The 20,980-nt window shown below is 36.3% G+C and carries 17 protein-coding genes and 1 pseudogene; 2 read left to right on the top strand and 16 right to left on the bottom strand.

The annotated features are described in order from the left end of the window. Positions 1-47: 47 nt before the first annotated feature. From dctP to V7124_RS21725, 15 genes and pseudogenes are all read right to left on the bottom strand, one after another. Positions 48-1,151, bottom strand: coding sequence for a TRAP transporter substrate-binding protein DctP (dctP, locus tag V7124_RS21795; RefSeq protein ID WP_335493401.1), 1,104 nt, complete (start codon positions 1,149-1,151; stop codon positions 48-50). Positions 1,152-1,229: 78 nt separating this feature from the next. After that, a complete protein-coding gene (locus V7124_RS21790) occupies positions 1,230-1,634 on the bottom strand; it encodes a Zn-ribbon domain-containing OB-fold protein (RefSeq protein ID WP_335493397.1) in 405 nt (134 codons plus the stop codon). A gap of 3 nt (positions 1,635-1,637) precedes the next feature. Continuing rightward, positions 1,638-2,777 carry an acetyl-CoA acetyltransferase gene (locus tag V7124_RS21785; protein WP_335493388.1) on the bottom strand — a complete coding sequence of 380 codons (1,140 nt, stop codon included), beginning with the start codon at positions 2,775-2,777 and terminating at the stop codon, positions 1,638-1,640. Positions 2,778-2,878: 101 nt separating this feature from the next. Then, a complete protein-coding gene (locus V7124_RS21780; protein WP_335493386.1) occupies positions 2,879-3,346 on the bottom strand; it encodes a MaoC/PaaZ C-terminal domain-containing protein in 468 nt (155 codons plus the stop codon). Positions 3,347-3,363: 17 nt separating this feature from the next. Then, a complete protein-coding gene (locus V7124_RS21775) occupies positions 3,364-3,840 on the bottom strand; it encodes an FAS1-like dehydratase domain-containing protein (protein ID WP_335493383.1) in 477 nt (158 codons plus the stop codon). Positions 3,841-3,872: 32 nt separating this feature from the next. Further along, the gene (locus V7124_RS21770; RefSeq protein ID WP_335493380.1) at positions 3,873-4,796 is read right to left on the bottom strand and encodes an SDR family NAD(P)-dependent oxidoreductase; all 924 of its coding nucleotides are present in this window, start codon (positions 4,794-4,796) and stop codon (positions 3,873-3,875) included. A gap of 205 nt (positions 4,797-5,001) precedes the next feature. After that, entirely contained in the window at positions 5,002-6,180 is a 1,179-nt protein-coding gene (locus V7124_RS21765) for an acyl-CoA dehydrogenase family protein (RefSeq protein WP_335493377.1), read from the bottom strand. A gap of 41 nt (positions 6,181-6,221) precedes the next feature. Next, a complete protein-coding gene (locus tag V7124_RS21760; protein ID WP_335493374.1) occupies positions 6,222-7,442 on the bottom strand; it encodes a CaiB/BaiF CoA transferase family protein in 1,221 nt (406 codons plus the stop codon). Between the two features lie 66 nt (positions 7,443-7,508). Then, positions 7,509-8,291 (bottom strand): enoyl-CoA hydratase/isomerase family protein, encoded by a 783-nt coding sequence (locus tag V7124_RS21755; protein WP_335493371.1) that lies wholly within the window; start codon positions 8,289-8,291, stop codon positions 7,509-7,511. A 34-nt stretch (positions 8,292-8,325) separates the two neighbouring features. Continuing rightward, positions 8,326-8,679 (bottom strand): AtuA-related protein, encoded by a 354-nt coding sequence (locus V7124_RS21750; protein WP_335493367.1) that lies wholly within the window; start codon positions 8,677-8,679, stop codon positions 8,326-8,328. Beyond that, positions 8,680-10,053 carry an acyclic terpene utilization AtuA family protein gene (locus V7124_RS21745; RefSeq protein ID WP_335493364.1) on the bottom strand — a complete coding sequence of 458 codons (1,374 nt, stop codon included), beginning with the start codon at positions 10,051-10,053 and terminating at the stop codon, positions 8,680-8,682. A gap of 284 nt (positions 10,054-10,337) precedes the next feature. Beyond that, the gene (locus V7124_RS21740; RefSeq protein WP_335493360.1) at positions 10,338-10,736 is read right to left on the bottom strand and encodes an acyl-CoA thioesterase; all 399 of its coding nucleotides are present in this window, start codon (positions 10,734-10,736) and stop codon (positions 10,338-10,340) included. 52 nt (positions 10,737-10,788) lie between these two features. After that, positions 10,789-11,565, bottom strand: a complete 777-nt coding sequence (locus V7124_RS21735; protein ID WP_335493548.1) for an enoyl-CoA hydratase/isomerase family protein — start codon at positions 11,563-11,565, stop codon at positions 10,789-10,791. Between the two features lie 1,233 nt (positions 11,566-12,798). Continuing rightward, a complete protein-coding gene (locus V7124_RS21730; protein WP_335493357.1) occupies positions 12,799-16,563 on the bottom strand; it encodes an AAA domain-containing protein in 3,765 nt (1,254 codons plus the stop codon). A gap of 172 nt (positions 16,564-16,735) precedes the next feature. Continuing rightward, positions 16,736-18,651 (bottom strand): annotated as a pseudogene (locus V7124_RS21725) (3'-5' exonuclease). A 233-nt stretch (positions 18,652-18,884) separates the two neighbouring features. On the opposite strand from V7124_RS21725, the gene V7124_RS21720 reads away from it, so the two are divergent. Then, complete coding sequence (locus V7124_RS21720; protein WP_335493546.1) at positions 18,885-19,238, top strand: ABC transporter ATP-binding protein; 354 nt, start codon at positions 18,885-18,887, stop codon at positions 19,236-19,238. Between the two features lie 393 nt (positions 19,239-19,631). Here V7124_RS21720 and V7124_RS21715 read toward each other — a convergent pair whose 3' ends face one another. Continuing rightward, positions 19,632-19,853, bottom strand: coding sequence for a hypothetical protein (locus V7124_RS21715; RefSeq protein ID WP_335493354.1), 222 nt, complete (start codon positions 19,851-19,853; stop codon positions 19,632-19,634). A gap of 246 nt (positions 19,854-20,099) precedes the next feature. On the opposite strand from V7124_RS21715, the gene V7124_RS21710 reads away from it, so the two are divergent. Then, positions 20,100-20,594: a DGQHR domain-containing protein gene (locus tag V7124_RS21710; protein ID WP_335493351.1), complete on the top strand. Its 495-nt coding sequence runs from the start codon at positions 20,100-20,102 to the stop codon at positions 20,592-20,594. Positions 20,595-20,980 lie beyond the last annotated feature (386 nt).

Here is a 20,980-nt window from a genome sequence, read left to right as displayed (position 1 = left end):
ACTATCAATTAAACGTACCTTTCATCAGACTCTTTTATGGTTTCAATCTAAAAAGGCAATTCAACTCCATTTTCTTCTAGCATATACTTATACTCATCCAACATTTTTTCGCCTGGATAGCCAAATTTATTTGCATCCTTTACCCAGACATCCCACTGATCCTTTGCTCCAGCACGTAATTTTTGAACTTCTTTCTCTGGTAGTTCGATAATTTCACCTTTACCTTCTACCCCAGCTGCTAAGTTTTCCCACGCTTGATCAGATTCCTTTACGTAGCTTTGAGTGATAAGTTCCGCAAGGGCTGGGTTAAGCTCTTCATCAAATATCTTTTTCAAATCGTCAGGTAAGCTATCATAAAAATCTCTGTTCATTATGCTGACCATTGGGGTTAAGTAGAGCTGAACATTTTTTACAATGTATGGAGCAACTTCGTAGTATTTATTTCCAACTGAACCCACAGCTGTATAGATCCCAACATCGATTGTGCCTCTTTCTAAAGCTTCATACATTTCTTCGTTTGTAACAGAAACAGGGGTTCCTCCCCAGCTGACAATTAGTTTTTCCCAACCTTTACCAGGGACTCTGATCTTAAGGTTTTTTAAATCCTCCGCCTTCTTAATCGGCTTTGTACTAAGCATTACATATGGATCAGTCGATTGAATTCCCATATAGACTATATCCTGAAAAATTTCTTCTGGACGCCAATATTTTGGCGCAAATTCACTTAAGACTTTTGATACCGTTACAGCTGGATCTTTAGTAGGTACCGAAAATGGCAAACTACCTATTGTCCATGGAAATACACGGCTATCATAATAATAGGATGGAGTTAGATAGCTGACATCGGATATACCACCACTTACATCTTCTAATGCCGTTCCAGTCTGTCCAAGCGTACCACCATGATACAAATTGACTATTACTCTACCCTCTGTTTTCTCTTCAACTAATTTCTTCCATGGTTCGAAAGCATTTCCAGCTAAATGGTGTGTGGATGGAAGTGGATTATTAACATCCAATTCAAAAACTTTATTGTTACTTGAACCAGCTGATGAGGACCCAGATGTCTTGTCTCCACTACAGGCAGTTAATACGAGTAATAATGCCACTATGCTCATTAGATAGATCATAAACCTTTTGTTGTTTTTCAAATATATTTCCCCTTTTTATGTTTTTAGAAAGTGCCAAAATGAATGATTACGTTCCGATTGCTATTCAATTATTCTTTATTATTTAAAAGGCCTAAATTTTGGTAGCCTGTATTCCCCAATACGCTCTTGAAAATCCACCTGTACCTTTAAACCTACTTTTAGCTCACTATCCTCAACATCAATTAGATTTGTCATCATCCGCGGTCCCTCATCCAATTCTACAAGTGCAATGATAAAAGGAACCTTCGCCTGAAATTCCGGTGAAAATACGCGGTGGATTACACTATAGCTATAAACGTGACCCGTTCCTTTTGCTTTAACCCATTTCACATCAGAAAGGCAATTTTTACAGACAATCCTTGGATAAAATTGGTGTGACTCACAATGACTGCAATATTGAATCAATAATTCTTCATTTTTCGTTGCTTCCCAATAAGGTCGTGTATCACTGTCAATGGAATAGAGTAAATCGTCAAGAACCATCAACTAATCCCTCCCTAAAATCACAGTACTAGATGAGGATAAAAATCCACCCATGCCATTACACAAGGCAAATTGCGCATCATGAACTTGACGTTCTCCGCACTCACCTCTGAGCTGACGGGTTGCTTCAATTAACAGGAAAATTCCTAATAAGCCTGGATGATTGTACGATAGACCGCCACCACTTGTATTCACTGGCAGTGCTCCCCCAGGTGCAGTATTCTGGTTTTCTACGAGTTTGCCACCCTCACCCTTTTCACAAAATCCTAAATCCTCTAGTTGCAATAGGACTGTAATCGTGAAAGAGTCATAGCATTGAACCAAATCAATATCATTCGGAGTAAGTCCAGCCATTTCGAAGGCACGCTTACCAGATAGCACTGCACCCGTTGTTGTCAAATCAGGCATTGAACTGATGTTTAGATGAGTATGAGTTTCACCAGTTCCTAATACCCAAACCGGTTTTGTTTGACAATCCTTAGCACGTCTTCCAGAAGTTACGACGATAGCTCCTCCCCCATCTGTAATTAAACAGCAGTCATATTTGTGTAATGGGCTAGCAATCAATGGAGAATTTAATACATCTTCAATCTCTAAAGGTCCTTGGGCATAAGCCTTGGGATTTAAGTTAGCCCATTTTCGTGTAGCAACAGCTATTTCTGCCAATTGCTCTGACTTCGTACCATACAGATCCATATGTCTTTGTGCAGCGAGTGCATATGGACCAACAGGATATGGAACTCCGTACAGTGCTTCAAACGGAAAGGAATCAACGCGATTACCTGGTCGAACTTTTTTGCTCCTTTGATTGCTTCCATACGTGATTAATGCAACATCAAACAAACCAGCATGAATCCCGGCAACAGCATGTTCGATATGTGCTTCAAATGAAGAGCCGCCAATGCTCGTAGAATCAGAGTATTTTGGGATAATACCTAAATATTCTGCAACGCTTATTGACTGCATGTATGCAAAAGGACCGGCTGAAAAAACAGCCTCAACCTCACTTTTATCAACACCTGCTTCCTTTAAGGCATCCCGAGCTGCCATAGCCTGCAATTGAAGAGGATTCATGTCTCCAACCTTCCCAAGCTTTGATTCAGCAACACCTACTATTGCTGCTTGCCTTGATAAATTGACCAAATTACTTTCCTCCTGACACTACAATTTCTTATGATCTTCTTTGCAAACAAACATACCAGTCACTTTGCATTTTTTAATAGTTTCAAAGAATGCATAACACCTTACATCCTTTTAGGCAGAATCACCAATGCTTTTCCAGGTGTGCTAATTTCACCCTTTGCATTTTCAACCCAAATTTCAGCCTCAGCAAAAGCAATCTCATTCTCTTCAAACTTGGCTGTTAATTTACCCTTACAAAAATGTGTAGGCAGACTTTCGATAGGATCTACCATCGTTTTCATTTTGACAGGGTAATCCATTGCCCTAAACTGGCATGAAAACTTCTTAACTGTCCCCTCAATTCCAATCCAGTCTGTTACCAGTTGCATAAGCCACGCTCTTTTTAATTGTCCATGAACTATAGGAATCCCAACACCTTGAGATTCGGCAAAGTCAGATTCAAAATGCAAAGGGTTAAAATCACCTGAAGCACCTGCCCATTTTACAAGCATTTGGGTAGTAGCTACTTTTTCTAATACAGGTAATTCCACACCAACTTCAACATCTTCCCAGTATAGAGTTTTGTTCATTTGTTTAACCTCTTCTCTTATCTAGAAATCAATGTTTGTCTTGCAATAGCAGCAACGAACCCGTTTTGATTCGTATAAAGCGTTTCAATGATAGAAAAAAACATCGACTTTCCTTTTGATTCCTTTTCCTTAATGTCAGCAATTCGTACAACACTTGACAATATATCACCAACTCTAATTGGATAGTTAAAGTCGTATTCTATTCCTCCATCCAAAATTACTCGATAACCTTCTTTAACAAATTGGTCCAGTAAATCGCCTCTTAAGGCTGAGGAAAATGGCATTGCATTATCCCATTGAACAGGCCAGCCAAAAAAACCTGGTGGTGCAACTTGCGATCCATACTTTGTATTTCTTGCAAATTCTTCATTCCAATACAATGGATTTTTATCTCCAACAGCATCTGCAAATTTTTTAATGCTAGAGCGGTCAACCTCTAAAATAAATGGTTCACTCGTACGTCCAATCATTTTCTGCAAGCTCTCAGGATTCATCTGAAACCCTCCTTCCTTACATCTAGTTTCTATCAATTTTCAGATGGTGCTGGATTCTTATAACCTACTAACAATGTATTTGGCACAGCATCTATTAGCTCGTCAAGAGTAAACAACCCATCCTCCACCTTTTTGTATATAGCTCTAACCTCCACAGGCTCTGAGTATATAGACACTCTTCCTTTTTCAGCATGAAAAACTTGACCGTTAATATCTTTAGCTTGCTCTGTTGCTAAATAAACAATAATTGGTGGTACATACTCTGGCCCCGGCATTGCCATAAGCTGATCATAATATTCCTTCGTTATCAGGCCAGCCTCTAAACGTTTCTTGAACCCTGCAATCGCCCCTTCATGCATATTCATACGTGTTGCTGCTATTGGACAAATCGCATTAACAGTTACTCCAGATCGTCCTAGTTCTCTAGCAACAGAACGAGTAAAGCTAACAATAGCCCCCTTTGCAGCCCCATAATTAGATTGTCCGACTGTTCCACGCCATGCATCAGAAGCTATATTAATAATCCTTCCAAATTTTTGCTCTCTCATCACCTTTGCCGCATGTCTGGTCATATTAAATGTACCTTTTTGATGTACAGCAATAACTCCATCCCATTCCTCTTCTGTCATATTCCAAATCATACGTTCACGAAGAATTCCTGCACAATTCACTAGAATGTCTAAGGATCCAAATTCTTCTACTGTATTCTTGATTAATTGCTCTGTTGCATGAAAGTCCGTTACAGAAGTATAATCGGCCTTTGCGTTTCCACCAGCGGCTCTTATTTCATTCACGACTTCATCCGCTGGTTTTTCACCAGCATTACTACCATCCCTTGTAACACCAGGATCCACTACTATTACCTTTGCACCTTCTGCAGCTAAAGCTAGTGATATTGCTCTACCTAACCCTCTTCCAGCTCCTGTAACAATGGCTACTCTACCAGCTAAATTCATAGGTCTTTCCTCCTACCTTTATTTTTATCGGAGTACATTTTTATTCTGAGTATTGCGAATTTTCAAGGTGTTAGAAGACAAATCCTCTAAAAAAATAAAACTTACTCACTATCTATTTATCAATTTCTGCTCTTTTTCAATGTATTCGCTATCATTTCTTTCATATACAAGTCTACATATTTTTTTCACCATGTACAGCTATGGATTAGTATGATTTTGGTAATTTCAGAACATGTTCACCGATATAATTTAGGATCATTTGTTGTGAAATTGGAGCAATTTTTAAGAGTCTTGCTTCACGCCAATAACGTTCGATGTGATATTCTTTCGCATAGCCATATCCACCTAATGTTTGAAGGGCACGATCACATGCTTTAAATACAGTTTCGGCTGCCATATATTTCGCAATATTTGCTGCTGCACCAGCAGACTCTCCATTGTCATAAATCCATGCAGCACGTTGCCATAATAGATTGGCGGATTCTAACTCAGCATAGCTTTCGGCAAGTGGGTGTTGTACAGCTTGGTTTTGTCCAATAGGACGACCAAATACAACTCTCTCATTTGCATACTGTACCGCCTTTTGTAATGCTCTTGTTCCTAATCCACAAAATTCAGCGGCTAATAAAATTCTTTCTGGATTTAGTCCATCAAGCAAATGGTAAAATCCTCTTCCCACTTCCCCAACTACATCGCTCTCACTTACAGGAAGGTCTTCAATAAAAAGCTCGTTCGAATCCACTGCGTTTCTTCCTAATTTATCAATTTCTTTAATGGTTACATATCTTTCGTCCAAATCAGCGAGGAACAATGTCATACCGTCTGTTTTTCTGCTACACTCCTCTAATGGCTTAGTTCTAGCTAATAAAAGTATTTTGCTTGATTCCTTCGCTTTCGAAATCCATACCTTTTTTCCATTAATGATGAATTGATCCCCAACTTTTTTGGCAAATGTCGTAATACTCGTTGTATCTGTTCCTGCATCAGGCTCAGTCACACCAAATGCCACATGTAATTCCCCAGAAACGGCAAGGGACAAATATTTTTCCTTCATCTCTTCAGATCCGTGCTTAACAACTGGATTAAGTCCAAATAAGGACAGATGGATGGCCGTACCACCGTTCATCCCTGCACCTGTTGAAGCGATTGCATTCAAAACGATTGATGCTTCGGTAATGCCTAATCCAGAACCGCCATATTTTTCGGGAATCGAAATACCTAGCCAGCCCGCATCTGCAATTGTATGAAAGAATTCCCATGGAAAGCGATGTTCTCGATCGCATTCTAACCAATAGTCATCATTAAATTTTGAACATAACCGTACAACTTCTTTATGAATCATTTTTTGTTCTTCCGTCCAGTTAAAATCCACTACTAACACCATCCCTCAATTTATAGATAAATTTATGCTATGTGTTCAGTAGCTTAAATTCCCTTGCTACTATATAGTTCCTTCCCATCTACGATGATTCCTTCTTCGATCATCGCTTTAATTTCTTTTGTACTATATCCGAAGTTCTCTAATATAGAGATGCTATCTTCACCAAGTCTAGGTGCATAGTTCTTAACTTCCAATTGTGTCTTTGAAAAATTAACAGGAAATGCCATATTAATGATTTTACCTTCAGTTGGATGATCCACTTCTCTAAAAAAGCCAATTTCTTTTAAGTGAGGATCCTTTAATAAATCCTCAGGCTTATTGACCGGCATTGCAGGTATATCTGCTTCGGCTAAAATTGATAACCATTTTTCTGAAGTCTTTGTTAAGATAATCTCTTCAATCATTTGATAGATTTCATTTATATGTTTCGTTCTGGTTGTAATATCTTTAAAACGAGGATCCTCGAGCATGTACTGATTACCAGTCACCTCGAAGAAAGATTTCCAATGATTATCGTTATACACCATGACACAAATATGCCCATCCTTCGTTTTATAAGGCTTTCGAAATTTTGATATTACCCTTGGATAGAAAGAATTTCCTAATGGCGGTTCAAATGTTAAGCCATATAAATGCTCAATCATATTATAGGAAACCATCGTTTCAAACATTGGAACTTCAATATTTTGCCCTTCTCCTGTTTGCAGTCGATAAAAAAGCGCTGCCATTATTGCATTCGAAGCCATGATACCTGTTGTTTTATCCGCTAGAACAGTCGCCATATATTGAGGTGTTCCAGTCATAGCTTCCTGTGAAGCGACAAGTCCAGATGCTCCTTGAATGATGTCATCATACGCTGGCTTTGTAGCATAGGGTCCATCCTTACTAAATCCATATGTGGCGCAGTAAATGATGTTATCATTTACTTTATTTATATCCTCATAGGATAATCCCAATTTGTCAATTGCTTGGGGACGCATGGAGTGGACAAATACGTCCACGTCCTTAGCTATTTTTAATAAAACTTCTTTTCCCCGTTGGGATTTAAGATCCAGAACTATGCTCTTTTTGTTTCGCCCTAACTGAAGATATAAGCTCCCCATTGCCTTATTCTGCGATGGACCGAGATATCTTAACGTATCCCCTCTCTTAGACTCGACCTTTATGACATCTGCACCTAAGTCTCCCAATAACATTGTACAGTATGGACCCATTAAGACTGAGGTCAAATCTAAAACCCGAATTCCTTTTAATGGACCACTCATATATTCGCACACCTCTTTTTCAATATAGGTTTGTAGTTTAATATGTTTGTAACGTCCTAGAACCAACTATCTTCCTTGCCAATTTGGTTTCCGTTTTTCTGCAAATGCACTTGGACCCTCAATGGCATCTTCACTGCTATATACTTTTTCATGGATTCGTACAGAATTTTTTAGAGATATTATGTTAACTAATTCAGCTGCCTCCTTTAAGGATTGCTTTGCAGCCAATACAGAAAGTGGCGCATTGTCTCTAATAATCTCAGCCATTTTTGTTGCTTCCTCTAAAGCCCCTCCTATTGGAGTGATTCTGTTTAAGAATCCGATATCATACATTCTTTGTGCACTAATAGGCTCAGCCATTAAGGTTAATTCCATACTCATGTTAAGTGGTAGCATCCAAAGAAGTGGCATAGCCCATGGCGAACCGCGACCTACTTTTGCCTCTCTTATCGAGAACTCTGAATTGATACTACCCACTCTTAAATCTGCACATTGAGCAAGCATAAATCCTCCTGCTGTTGAAACACCGTTTATCGCCGCAATAATCGGTTTCTTCACTTCAGTCATTTTGAGCATGAATGGATCTTTAACCATTTGTAAAAAATCTTTACCTTGTGCACTTAATTCAGCTTGCTCTTTTAAGTCCATTCCTGCGCTAAAGGCCTTATCCCCTACAGCTGATAAAATGATAACCCTTACGTTTTCATCTTGATCAACTGTTTCCCAAATATGATTTAATTTTTCGTAGACTTCTACCGAAAGGGAATTCATCCGATGCGGTCTATTGATTGTCAAGAAGCCAATATTATCTCTTATTTCATATAAAACTCCGGATTCTCCTGAAAACATTTTCATCACCCTATAATGTTTATTTAAATACGAGCTATTGGTCCTTTACTTTTAAAGAGTCCAATATTTCATCAATTATTTCAATTTCCATTCTCAATAAATTTCCCCCAAAGCATTTTCCTAAGTTATCAAGCCTTAATGAAGAAGGAGCTCCTCCTCCTAGTGCTTCTAAACAAAGAAACTTCAAAGCTAGCACATTAGGCACCTCATAACGGTAGACATCTCCAAAAACAATTCCGGAGAAATGTTCCTTGACTTTTTCCGCGGTTACTTCTTTTTTTAAAACTTCAAATAGCTGTTTGTTAGGAGCGAATAAGCTAATATCAGATGAATTGCCCTTATCACCTGAGCGTGCCTGTGCAACATCTTTCAACTTTACTTTAGCCATCTATATCACCTCAAAAACTTCAATATTAATATTCGATTCAATTGTTTCACGTGGGATTAGTGTAGACCATAGTCCTAATAATTCCCTTGAAGGAGATAGTCCTGATATCATCCCCACATAAGGAGGTCCATTTACTGTTAAAGGTGGGAAGAGCTTTGCCAACTTGGTCGCTTCTTCTCTTTCCTCGGTGCAAATAGTAATTTTCAAAAAGATTTCGTTGATTAAATCTTCATCAATTTCTTGAGCTAGTGGACCGTGAAGGGCATTATATCCGAGGTATTCTGTATGAATATCCAACACTTTGATGCCAAGAGTTTCTATTTGTGAACGAATTATTTCGTTAGCAGCACGTGCTTTTGATAGTGCTTGTGGCCATGAATATCCAATCATACCTTGACCTAAAAAGCCATTTTTGTAACCCATCAATGCTTTAAGGGTTGGAGGTGCTGGCCTTCCTGTAGTGTTTTTTACTAATACACGATTCTCACCAATTTCCTCAAATTCAGTAGTGGTAAAATCCGCAATCACATCTGGTGTAATATAGGTTGATGGATCATGAATCTCATAGAGGAACTGTTCTTTAATCGTGTCAATACTAACTCTTCCGCCGGAGCCGACTGTCTTTGTAACGATAAATGAACCATCTTCATTTACTTCTGCAATTGGATAACCGATAGATTGTAAGTTCTCCACGTTATACCAATCACCGCTGAAGTTACCACCTGATCCCTGACCTGAGCATTCTAGCAAATGCCCAACAAGAATTCCCGAAGCAAGCTTATCCCAATCTTGTTCCTCCCATCCAAATTCATAGATTAAAGGACCTAAGAACTGAGCGGTGTCGGTTGTACGACCGGTAATAACTATATCTGCTCCTTGATTTAATGCTTCAGCAATCGGTTGGGCTCCCAAGTAAACGCTTGCAAAAAGTATTTTTTCTCTAACCCTGCTAAGGTCTTCATTCGAATCATTGCTTTTGAGATCTATTCCATTTTCTTGAAACTCATCAATTCGATCGTAAATATCATCTCCAGTAACAACCCCAACTTTTATTCCAGTAATACCTAATTCCTTTGCGACTCGGAGAACCTCATTTTTTGCTCCCTCCGGATTAATTCCACCTGCATTTGTAATTAATTTAATGCCTTTTTCTTTTACAAATGGAAGTAATTTTCTCATTGTGTTGGTGATATCCTTTGGATACCCTTTTGTTGGGTCCTTTTGACGATCTTTTTGTAAAATCGCTAGCGTGAGTTCTGCTAGGGTGTCGAAACAAATATATTGAACATCACTATGTTCTGCCATATACACTGCTGGTTCAATTGTATCTCCATAAAAACCTTGTCCTGAGCCAACCTTAACAATCTTTCCCATTATATCCCTCTATTCATATCATACTTTTTTTGTAACCATTTATATCTTAAAACGTGCTGACTCTTCAACACACTATAACTTTCAAACAAGACCTCATTACCTTAGAAGAGGTTTTATGCACCCCATTTACCATACCCTCTGCTAGAACCTAATTGAGTAAAATGACACCTAGAGTAGATGGGTGAATTATAGGCACATTCTACTACTCTTTCATTTTATTTTCATGATCCTCTTCTCTATCAAACCTGATACTTAATTTAACTATTATACGACTAATTTTTTTGTTAATAATTCTCAAATTTACTTACAATTTCTTCAACAACTAAGATGCTCTTTCTCGTTATTAAATCTACCGTGACTAAAGTTACGGTACTTTCTGTAATTATCTTGCCTTCCTCATTAGATATGACTTGTTTTAATACAAAACTCTTATTTCCTATTCGCAATGGACTTGTATGTACTGTTAACCGTTCATTAAGTCTTGCTTCTTTAAAATAGTTTACCTCAAGTTTTACAACAACTGTCCCCACATTTCTGTTCATCATTTCCTCGACAGGCAGTCCTAAGTTTTCATACCAGTTTGTTCTAGCATGTTGTAAATACACAATAGATCGGCTGTTATTTAGATGGTCTAAATCATCAATATCCTTTACACCAACTATAATGGGGTATTCAGTCTTCAATGTTATCCCTCCCTATTTTTTTTGCCTTCGAAAATTTCAATGCTGATCAAGTCTATTTAAAATGTGGACTTCTCCTTTCATTAATTGCTCGAACACCTTCATGAAAATCATCCAATTCAGATACAATCGCCATAGAAGAAGAAATCATATCTAAGGAAGCTTTAAAACTCATATCCAAGCCTTGATATACCGCTCTTTTCGTTAAAGCAATAGCAGCTTGCGGTCCTTTTGTCAGTTTTTCTGCATAATCACTGACAAATGTAGTCAATTGTGTATCATCAACTACGTGAGTAATTAACCCCATCTCCTTCGCTTCATCGGCAGTAAGAACTTTTCCTGTCCATAAAAGGTCTAAAGTTTGATCGACACCAACAAATCGAGGCAATAACCAAGCTGCTCCGTCGCCTGGTACAATGCCTACTTTTAAATAGCTTTCTGATATTTTCGTAGATTTTGCGGCAATGCGAATATCACAGGCTAAGGCCATGTCAAAACCTGCACCAAATGCAAATCCATGTAATGATGCAATAATGGGCTTATCAATCTCCTTCATCGTTAAAGGAACCCGATGGATTTTTTTCCAAAGCGAATTTTTACGGTCTAGTGCTGAAGAAGAACCTTCCTTTGCATCGGAATCAAGAAAACCATTGCCTTTTGCCATAGTCTTAATGTCTCCTCCCGCACAGAAGCCACGACCGTTGCCAGAAATAATTACAACTCGTATCTCTTCAGAATTCCGCACCGTTTCCAAAGCTTGTATCCAAAGATCAATCATCTCAGAACTAAATGCATTTAGGCTATTTGGCCGATTCAATGTTATTCTTGCAATTTGATTATCAACAGTAAAAATAAGTTCCTTAATATTATTTCCTCCTCTAAGGCTTAGACTCGTGGGTTAGGATATGAAGAACTAGCAACAATAAATCTTTCCTTAAAATACACTGCAAACAGCCCATTTGGTGATTCTGATCCAATAGCACGTATCTTCTTTCATTATTTTTGTTATTATTTTTCTGAATTTTTTTTATTATTAATTTATTTATATCACTCAGAAGTAATAGAGTCTAAGATATAATTTCTATAAAAGCTATTAATAATCTCTATAGTATGGATAATATGGAACTGAATAAATCGAATGCAATGAAGGAAACGAAATGATTCCTATTTCCGATTCCTATTGGGTATGAGCAGAATTGGAACAATACGTTGTTACCGTCCACCATATTCCGGAAAAATATTAAAAAGCTTCACCGAATTTTAAAAAGTACAGGACTTTATTAATACAAGTTAAACAAAAGGAGATGAATTTGTTCTTTTTAATCCAAGTGGAGGAGGCACCATCGGTGCTGGCTTAGCTACTACAACCGCAATAAAAATTCCGTAATTTTCCTTTTTTTACAAAAGAAAAACATAGGATTAGCTTTCTAGATGAAGAGAGTACAAAACTCCAGAAATTTTTTCTAAAATATGGTAAATTAAAGGGAGATAAATCAGGGAGTGGTTGGATTAAGAATAATCATCGATGCTGTCCTGGCTGAAACATATTAAGAAATGCCAAACAGCCCAATTAAAAAAGAAAGCTTCCACCAATTAGTGGGAACTCCATAACGAGGAAAAGATTAAGAAAATAATAGATGCTACAAAGAAGTATTTCATGGAAAGCATTATCTCAATATCTACAAAAACACCACTACACATCTACAGTTCATGCAGCAGGGTGAAATTGATGTACTAGGATAATACTAATATTGTCCCTTATGATTTTAGACAAAAGTATGGCTAGTCCCAGACATCTGTCTAATAGTCTTAATGAATCATAAACAAACCCTGTTTAAATACTAGTAGTTAAACAGGGTTTAGAGCAATACTTATTGGACTAACGAGAATAGTTTAAGTTGAAGTCCATTTAAAGTTAATACGGAGTAACGGCTCTACAAAAATAATGTATTTCGTTTTAATGGACGCCCCACTCCACTAATTTACATTGGGCTATGTATCTGATAAAACATAGACATTCAAGACAATCAACTTTTGGATTTTTTAGTAGCTAAGACAACAATTCCTAAACCTTCTGTAGAACCTTCTCTTCTTGTAAAATACCTTCAATTGTTCGTTGAAGCCTTTCTATTTCCGTACTTTGGGTCTTCCACCAATTTCTGCTCCAAACTCTGGTGATTTTCCATCCCTTATTTTCTAGAAATTGTTGTCGGTAGACGTCTCTTTCTTTTGCGGAAAGAGAGCTATGATACATAGCTCCATCGCATTCAATTCCAAGTATATAACGATTAGGTTCATTCGGATGAACAACAGCTAAATCGATTCTATATCTAGACATCCCTACTTGTGTATCAACAGTGTATCCCATATTGACAATCTGATGGTAAACTTGTTCTTCAAATGGTGAATCAAATACTAATGTTTTAGTTGATTGTCTTTTTGTATTCAAATCCTCATTCAACTTGATTAGTACTGCTTCCACTTCATCTTTATTAACTTTAGAAACAGCCTTTGCATATTCTAGGTAGCTCTTTAAGAATTTAGGCCCATCATTTTTTGAGCTATCTACACTTAATTCATGTGGTTCTATACTTGAAACTACATGAATCTGTTCTTTAGCTCTCGAAATGGCAACATTTAGTCGATTTTCCCCACTTTGCTGCCCCAATGTCCCAAAGCGATTATAAACTCGCCCTTGTTCGTTTTGGGCATAACCAATTGAGAATATAATAATATCTCTCTCGTCACCTTGAACATTTTCTATATTTTTTATGAAGATCTGTTGATCCAAATCTTTTACCATTATTTGATTGTAGAGAACAGCAAACTTTTTGTCCTTTTCTACCTCATTATCTATAAGATCCCTAATTTTTTCCTGCTGTTTGGAATTGAAAGTAATAATACCAACGGATTTCTCTGGTTGGTCATTAATGACTTTTTTAAGCAGCTTAACCACTTTAATAGCTTCTAATGCATTATGCTGGTTGACCCACTGCCCCTTCGTCTTATGCCATTGAATAGCAGCTGGACTTTTCATTGGCGCTACGTTAGGTGCTATTTGTATGTTTCCGCCGTAGAAGGCGTGATTGGAAAAATTAATAAGCTCTTCAGATTTTGAGCGGTAGTGCCATTGAAGCATTTTCTCTGGCAATACTCGTTTCGATAAATTCAATAGACTTTGTGATTCTTGAAGATCCTGCTGTTCTTCGTCATCTTCATCAACTTCAATTTCCCCTTTAAATAAAGTAGACGGCTGAAGCTGTTTTTCATCCCCTGCAACTATTAACTTCTTGCCCCGATAAACGCACGGCAATCCATTCTCGACAGTACATTGGGAAGCCTCATCAAATATAACCACATCAAATAAACCGTTTTCTAAAGGAAAAATAGCCGATGCTGTCTCTGGCGATGTAAGCCAGATTGGCAAACTATCTAGTAGCCCTTTATTAGAAAATTCCCTGACTAGCTTGCGAACCGACCAAACCATTCTTTTTTTACTGACTTGATGCTTTAGCTCTCTTATTGCTTTTGGATTCTCTTCATTAGTGTCAAATAACTTTTTAGTTAAACGATACAGTAGAACTTTAACCAGCAATTCCCTCTTTTTAAGTAATAACTGTTTAAATTGTGAGTTTATTTTATCAAATTCATCTGTACCGATTTTAGTAAGTATGGCATGTTTTCTTTCAACATTATCAATCCAATGGATATAAGCAGATTGCTTAACCACCTCTTCCCATTCACTAGCAATTTCACGGTGGATTTTATCATCATATTTTTCTTTTAACATATCAATTAGTGCTTTAATAAACGGTTGACTCTCTTCATAAATACGGTCCATATCTCTCAGATCTTCAAAATCTAGGTGTATGAACTCCCCTTTTTGTTGAAGTTCCTTAAGAGGGATATCCCCTTTTGCAATACGCTTTTTATCATCTTCTAATGATTCCTTTTGAAAGTAGCCATTTAAGGTATCTATTTCTTTGGTCATGGATTCAGAAACTTGAGCAAGTTCAAATAAAATCCGAAGACTATCTCTAAGTCTCGGCCACTCTTTGGAGGACAATCCGTTAAATTTCTCACCATTTAACAGTTCCTCAATAATGGTTTTCCCAGTAAAGGATGTCCACCACCACAATCTGAGTTTTTGAAGCGTTTTCTTTTCTTCAGGATTTAAATCTTCATAAATTTTTTCTAATTTATCACTAATAATCCAGGTGTATTCTGGTGTTAAATCATCTCGTTCAAGATTATCTAAGTGAGTCTTACTTTGTTCTGCCTTTTGAACAGTATTATTTAAGATTTCAATTATCCGTAAACGATCTTTTAGTTCTAATTTAGCAAATGATTTTCTATTTCTAAGGGGATAAAGCTCTCCACCTAAACGTCCATAATAATTACCAAAAGAGAGTATCTTCATTAATACATCATCTAAGTTTTCTTTATTTAAGTGTCCGATTACTGAGTGGAGTTTATCCAGGATAACTTCCTGTTCCTGTATAGGTTTGCTTAACCCGTACAGCTCATAAGCATTAAAACCATTTTCCTGAATTTCGTATAAGCCAGTTGCGATTGAATTTAGATATGTCTCGTAATCTTCAATCTTTTTAGAAATAGCATTTAACTCATTTTCATACTCTTCAAGAGGTTTATTTAATTCTAATAAATTGCTTAATTTGCTATAAAGCATTTTTCTGTCATTTTTTTCATCATGCAAGAGTGCAACTTGACCTGAAAGACCTAAACTATCCATCCTTTGGTAAACAACATCTAACGCTGCTCTCTTTTGACAAACTAGCAATACCCTTTTATTTTTCGAAATAAAATTAGAGATCAGGTTGACAATAACCTGTGATTTTCCAGTACCAGGAGGACCGTGTATGACTAATCCCCTTTTCGAAAAAATCTCCTTAATAATATCTTCTTGGGATGCATCCGTTTCTAAGATATTAAAAATTTCTTTTTCTGCCGTTGGGGATTGTTTTATCTCTTCTCCATCAATTGGCGAATATTCTGTTTCAAGTCCAACGTTGATCAATTCTCCAAGAATCCCCAAATCAGGATTTTGATTTTCTTCTACTAAAGCAATTAGGTCTTCATAATCTTTCAATAAGGCTGAATTACCTTGAGGAAAACAACCTAATATAGCCATTTTCTCTAATTGAAACTGACCTTTTTTAAAATTTGGCACTTCATCCTGCTTGTAATCAATAAACCCTTTTAATTGAGGCTCGTTGTTCCATATAACATTTATAGAGTACTCCTTTAACCAAGAAATTAGGGAAAGGTAATTAACATTTCTTGCTTTTTCTAGAGCTTCATCATAAATTTTCTCTGAAACAGAAAGACTAGAGAACTTTTTTAATGCTAAAAAAAGAGTGCGATTTAACTGTGGCTCACCTTCATCCTGAAACGATAGTGACCACTGAGTCCCATTAACTTTTTGCATTTCCAATTTAGCAGGATATAAAAAGAGTGGTGCTCTAAAGTAAGTTCCATCTAACATACAACCTGTAATATATGGATAACCAACATACAAATCATAAAGACCGGTTTCCTCTTCAATATCTTTTATGTTTCTATATAAATTATTTAACTTTTTAGAGAGGATTAGCGAACTGCTGTTATATTGATCTTGTTTAACGAGTTTCACTTTCCCCTGCTGTTCAAGTACTCGTTTTAATACGTTCTGAGCATTCTCATTTTCAAGTAAATTTAGTTTACTAATATCAAAAGCCCATTTATCATATAATTTTAACATCCTAATTGAACGATTACGTTTACTTAGATCATTTAATTTATCTTTAAGTAATACTAATTTATCCTTCATTTCATCACCACTTATTTAGATTTAGAGTGAGGACTTAAACCTGAATTCTATGTATCATTATATCAATTAACAGTATGAAATAATTCCAAGATTATTAGCATAAGATGAAAATATTTACAAATATCATTCTCATGTTTAGTCCTCCATATAAACCTACTCGGTAATAGTCTGATTATTTAATATCATTTACCCTCTCTATTTTCAGTTTGATTTGTCTTCTCTCGTGGTTGACTCTATCCAGATAAAGTGTAAACTCTGATTCCCCAGAATAAGAAAGACATAAGTATTCTTTTGCTCTGGTCATTCCTATGTATAAGAGTGAAACTTCCCTCTCCTTATTTTCCTCCAGTGGAAAAGGCATGGAGTCTACATTGACGATAAAAACGGCGCGGAAATCTAATCCTTTACTGCTATCAATGGTACTGATTTTAACTTTACCATCATCTTTTGCATACGAGCGTTTTGAGACGTCGTTCTCCGTGATCCAAAAATAAGGTAATCCTTCATCCTTCAAATTACGCTTAATAATATCGATAATAGGGTATTTCTGAGTCCGTTTAACACGGTAAAGGATTAAGATGTCTTCTAGCGGGAATTTTTTCTCCAAGTGTAATTTCTTGATGGAGCGAGCGACAATTCTCATTTCCTCAAAAAAAGTAGCTGCCTTTACTATACCAGGCTCTGGACCTCTCCTCTTCGTGCTCTGGGGGCAATAATTTCACCTTCTAGTTCACGATTGACCACTTTATTTTTAAACATCGAATGCTTTCGGTAAAATTCCCAAGCAAATTTTACAATCTGCTGTGTGTTTCTATAATTGATGGACAGAACCTTTGATCTTCCTTGAAAACTTAAGCCCGTATCCTGCACATAGGAACGCTTCCGTTGATAAATAGTCTGAGCGCGGTCTTCTACTAGTAATAGAGACTGTGTATCTGCATTAACCAGTAAACTAACTAATCAGAGCCATTCAGCTTCAAAATCTTGCCCTTCATCAATCAAAACGGCGTCATAAGTAGGTAGAATCGCTTCATTTCTTTCTAGTTTTTCTAGGATATCTGGAAGCTGCTGCTCCCTTATTCTTAAATCATTCTTTAACCAGGCGTGAAAATTCCTCACCATAATATTGTCATTTTGGACTGACTTAGTATTCGGATCAAAATCAAATAAGTCCTCCGGCTCATTGAGCATATGATGGACCATTTGCTGGATCGCATTAGAAAGAGAAATATTGTAACAGAGAATAAGAATCTTCCAGTCTGGATTCTGTTTTGATAACATTTTTGCTCGACTCGCTAAGATAATCGTTTTGCCACTGCCGGCAACTCCACGGATTAACCGATTCTTATCCCCTATCTGTTTAGCCAGGTTCTCCTGGTGAAGATCCATGGTTTTAATGTCATGTAAGGACAACAGAAGCTGGTCCTGATAGGGTACAAGTGGTTTGAATTCGGCACTAATCCGTACCTCTGGAAATAAGTGATAACGAATCGCATTGATGTCCTCAAAGGATAGTGGTTCCTTTAAACGGAATGGAACGACAAACATATTGAGGATCTTTTCCATTAATACTTCTTCAGAAAACCCTTCTTTTTCTGGGTCAATTTCATCCCTTGTTAAACATTGATTGGGTTCAATGACGGAGTACAAACCATCTTTAATGAAGTCACTTGAAGTCATTCGTGTAAAAACGACTCCATGACCATACGGAAATTTTAGTCTCAATTTATATTTCCCATCTGCTTCAATAAGGTTTTTATCTTTTTGTAGAACATCAACAATTCTAAACATATAATCCCTAGCTTGTTTCATGGGGCTCGGAACAATCGTTTGATCTCCTGTCGATGCAACTATATGCCATTCATCATGATTAATTTGAAAAAGTGTATTCTTCGTATAATCCTTCACTTCTAATACAACAATGCCAAGGTCTGGCCCAATAATCACAAAATCAGGTCTTCGTCCTTGAATATCAGGTTCAAAGTAAACGATGTAATCATCAGGAAGGAAAGTTTTAAGTGTGCTGAATAAAAGTCTCTCCCCAGCTGTTGCAGATGATCGTATAGTCTCAGGAATCGTAATAGCCATAACAACCGCTCCAAATATTGCAATTTTCTTTATTATACTACAATTTTTACATTTCACCCATAATATTACAAAAAGCTTCTAATTACTAAAGGTAGAAACCTATCCTTTGACAGATTTCTACCAAAATTACCAAATATCCCAAGAAAGGTATTGTTTTTTACCTCATCTTAATTTATTAATAGTAGTATAGGCAAAAAGACCAGTATATAATGATAGAACTCACGGAAAGTGGAGTGAATAATTTGTTTAAAGGGATAATCGAAAAGTTATTTAAGACACCTCAAACGAATAGCCAGCCGCAAAATCAATCAATTAGTCAAGCTGATGTAGAGGCACTAATTGATGCAAAACTAAATGAACATGCTGCGGCATTAGAAACAAACCAAGTTCCCAGTCAGGATGAGGATTACACGTTATCAACAAAGCAGATCGAGTATGCGCTTTCGTTGATAGAAAAAGTAAATGATGAATTTGAACTGGCAATCGATCCAGCTGAACTAACTATCAAAGATTTAAATAGATTAATTGCTTATAATCGGTATAAAAATAAGGGAACGCTTATTAATCTTGTAAAAAGGGCGTTATAAAAAGAAAATGATTTTAGCTGCAGACAAGAAGTTGATGTTTAGTAAAATCGGGGGCAGTCCAGTCAGTTAAACCTTTAGTTTACTGGGGACCCCGATGTTGCATTTGTTATGAAATTCCACACAGAAATTTAAATCCCAATCAACTATAAGCCAAAGAAATAGGGAGATTTTTCAAAAAAGAAGCTAAAACTCACTTTAAAGCAGATTCTACTTTCTTTCTTAGAGACTTTTATTCATTTGATGCTCCCTATCATTAGCGTCGTAAGACATCTATCCAAACAGAGGGGGTTAATGGAATCCCTATCAAAAAAGTTGCTCCAATGTATGAGCAACTCGATTAACCTATGTAAGTAATTTCACAATAATAACCTTGATGATCTTGATTAGCTACTCTTAAAATTCTTTTTTGATAATTTCTTGCAAATGATAGATTGCCTCTTCGCTAAATTGAAGAGTTTGACTTACTACCCCTTTTGCTTTTCTTTCTTTAGAACCATAAGTATTTATCTGGATATATTTTTTTCCTGCTTTTTGTACGATATTAAAAGTAGCTTCCACTTCTTCATGTACATTTGCATTTCTACTTATTTTCTCCATATTATTCACTAATGCCATTCGAATATTCCTCCATTTTTTAAATGTATTTTTAATTTTAGTAGTATTATAAATCAAGTTACTTGAGGTCAGTACCCTTGCTTGGTGTGACTGGCCGCAATGTCATGGACGTTGATAAAAATCAAAAATTTAAAAAAGAATCCGCGAAGCAAAAGTCGTTCTGCTTCTCGATTAACCCCTAAATTCTTGTAGTCAGCATTTTAGTAGATACCTCATCTATTTATATCACGAGAAGATTTTGAACATATGAAACTGCTATTTTTTATACTCTGCCAGAATTCTAGCAACCATGTTAAAAGGGTAAAGTCCATTAGAGAGTACAGTGAAACAAATGATGCTATATTCTCTACCTCTATTATTATCTCTGGAAGTAATGAATACGTTTCTATTTCTGAAAACATACTTTACATAGATGTCGATTTTATAAAAGATAATGATGATTTTTTTAGTATTGTTGATGGTCAACACAGACTGGTCGGAATATCTGAGTCTAGTGCGGCAGAGAAATTCACATTACCTGTTATTTTAATTTTTAATACCAATGCACCTGAGGATGCACAAATATTCTCTAGTATTAATGGAAATCAAAAACCAGTTCCCAAATCCCTTATCTACGATCTATTTAGTTATGCAGATCAACGCAGTTTAGAAAGAACCAGTCATATAATAGGTAAAGAATTAAATAATAATAATAATGAATCACCATTTTTCGGTGAAATTGAAGATGTTAGCTGTTGTTGATAAATCTAGAAAAGAATACATAATAAATAATTCTAACAACCACTATGAAGGAAATTTACCATCATTATCCCAAGGGCTATTTATAGATATTTTAATTGAATATATTTCTAAAGATCGAAAACTAGATAACAAATTTCTTTTAAAAAACAAAAAGTTGGAAATGTATAACCCTAGTAAGTATATATTCAGAGAGGATTTTATTCTAAAGAGGATGACATAATATATCTTATTTTACGTAATTATATTAATGCTGTTAGTGATATTTTTACTGATCAGTGGAATAATAAAAACTCCATTATTTCTAAATCTACTGGGTACACAGCTTTAATGATTTTACTAGCTAATGATATCTATCCAAAAGCTAAAGAAATGGATAACTTTAGTAG

The sequence above is a fragment of the Neobacillus niacini genome (assembly GCF_036961885.1).
GTDB classification, from domain to species: domain Bacteria; phylum Bacillota; class Bacilli; order Bacillales; family Cytobacillaceae; genus Neobacillus; species Neobacillus niacini_H.
This window is presented reverse-complemented; position numbering and strand designations above follow the sequence as displayed.

What these genes read in the sequence shown, in the direction of transcription:
- V7124_RS21790 (WP_335493397.1), bottom strand. Translation starts at nt 1,634, where the DNA reads ATGGTTCTTGACGATTTACTCTATTCCATTGACAGTGATACACGACCT.
- V7124_RS21780 (WP_335493386.1), bottom strand. Translation starts at nt 3,346, where the DNA reads ATGAACAAAACTCTATACTGGGAAGATGTTGAAGTTGGTGTGGAATTA.
- V7124_RS21775 (WP_335493383.1), bottom strand. Translation starts at nt 3,840, where the DNA reads ATGAATCCTGAGAGCTTGCAGAAAATGATTGGACGTACGAGTGAACCA.
- V7124_RS21770 (WP_335493380.1), bottom strand. Translation starts at nt 4,796, where the DNA reads ATGAATTTAGCTGGTAGAGTAGCCATTGTTACAGGAGCTGGAAGAGGG.
- V7124_RS21765 (WP_335493377.1), bottom strand. Translation starts at nt 6,180, where the DNA reads ATGGTGTTAGTAGTGGATTTTAACTGGACGGAAGAACAAAAAATGATT.
- V7124_RS21760 (WP_335493374.1), bottom strand. Translation starts at nt 7,442, where the DNA reads ATGAGTGGTCCATTAAAAGGAATTCGGGTTTTAGATTTGACCTCAGTC.
- V7124_RS21755 (WP_335493371.1), bottom strand. Translation starts at nt 8,291, where the DNA reads ATGTTTTCAGGAGAATCCGGAGTTTTATATGAAATAAGAGATAATATT.
- V7124_RS21750 (WP_335493367.1), bottom strand. Translation starts at nt 8,679, where the DNA reads ATGGCTAAAGTAAAGTTGAAAGATGTTGCACAGGCACGCTCAGGTGAT.
- V7124_RS21745 (WP_335493364.1), bottom strand. Translation starts at nt 10,053, where the DNA reads ATGGGAAAGATTGTTAAGGTTGGCTCAGGACAAGGTTTTTATGGAGAT.
- V7124_RS21730 (WP_335493357.1), bottom strand. Translation starts at nt 16,563, where the DNA reads ATGAAGGATAAATTAGTATTACTTAAAGATAAATTAAATGATCTAAGT.
- V7124_RS21715 (WP_335493354.1), bottom strand. Translation starts at nt 19,853, where the DNA reads ATGGCATTAGTGAATAATATGGAGAAAATAAGTAGAAATGCAAATGTA.
- V7124_RS21710 (WP_335493351.1), top strand. Translation starts at nt 20,100, where the DNA reads ATGAAACTGCTATTTTTTATACTCTGCCAGAATTCTAGCAACCATGTT.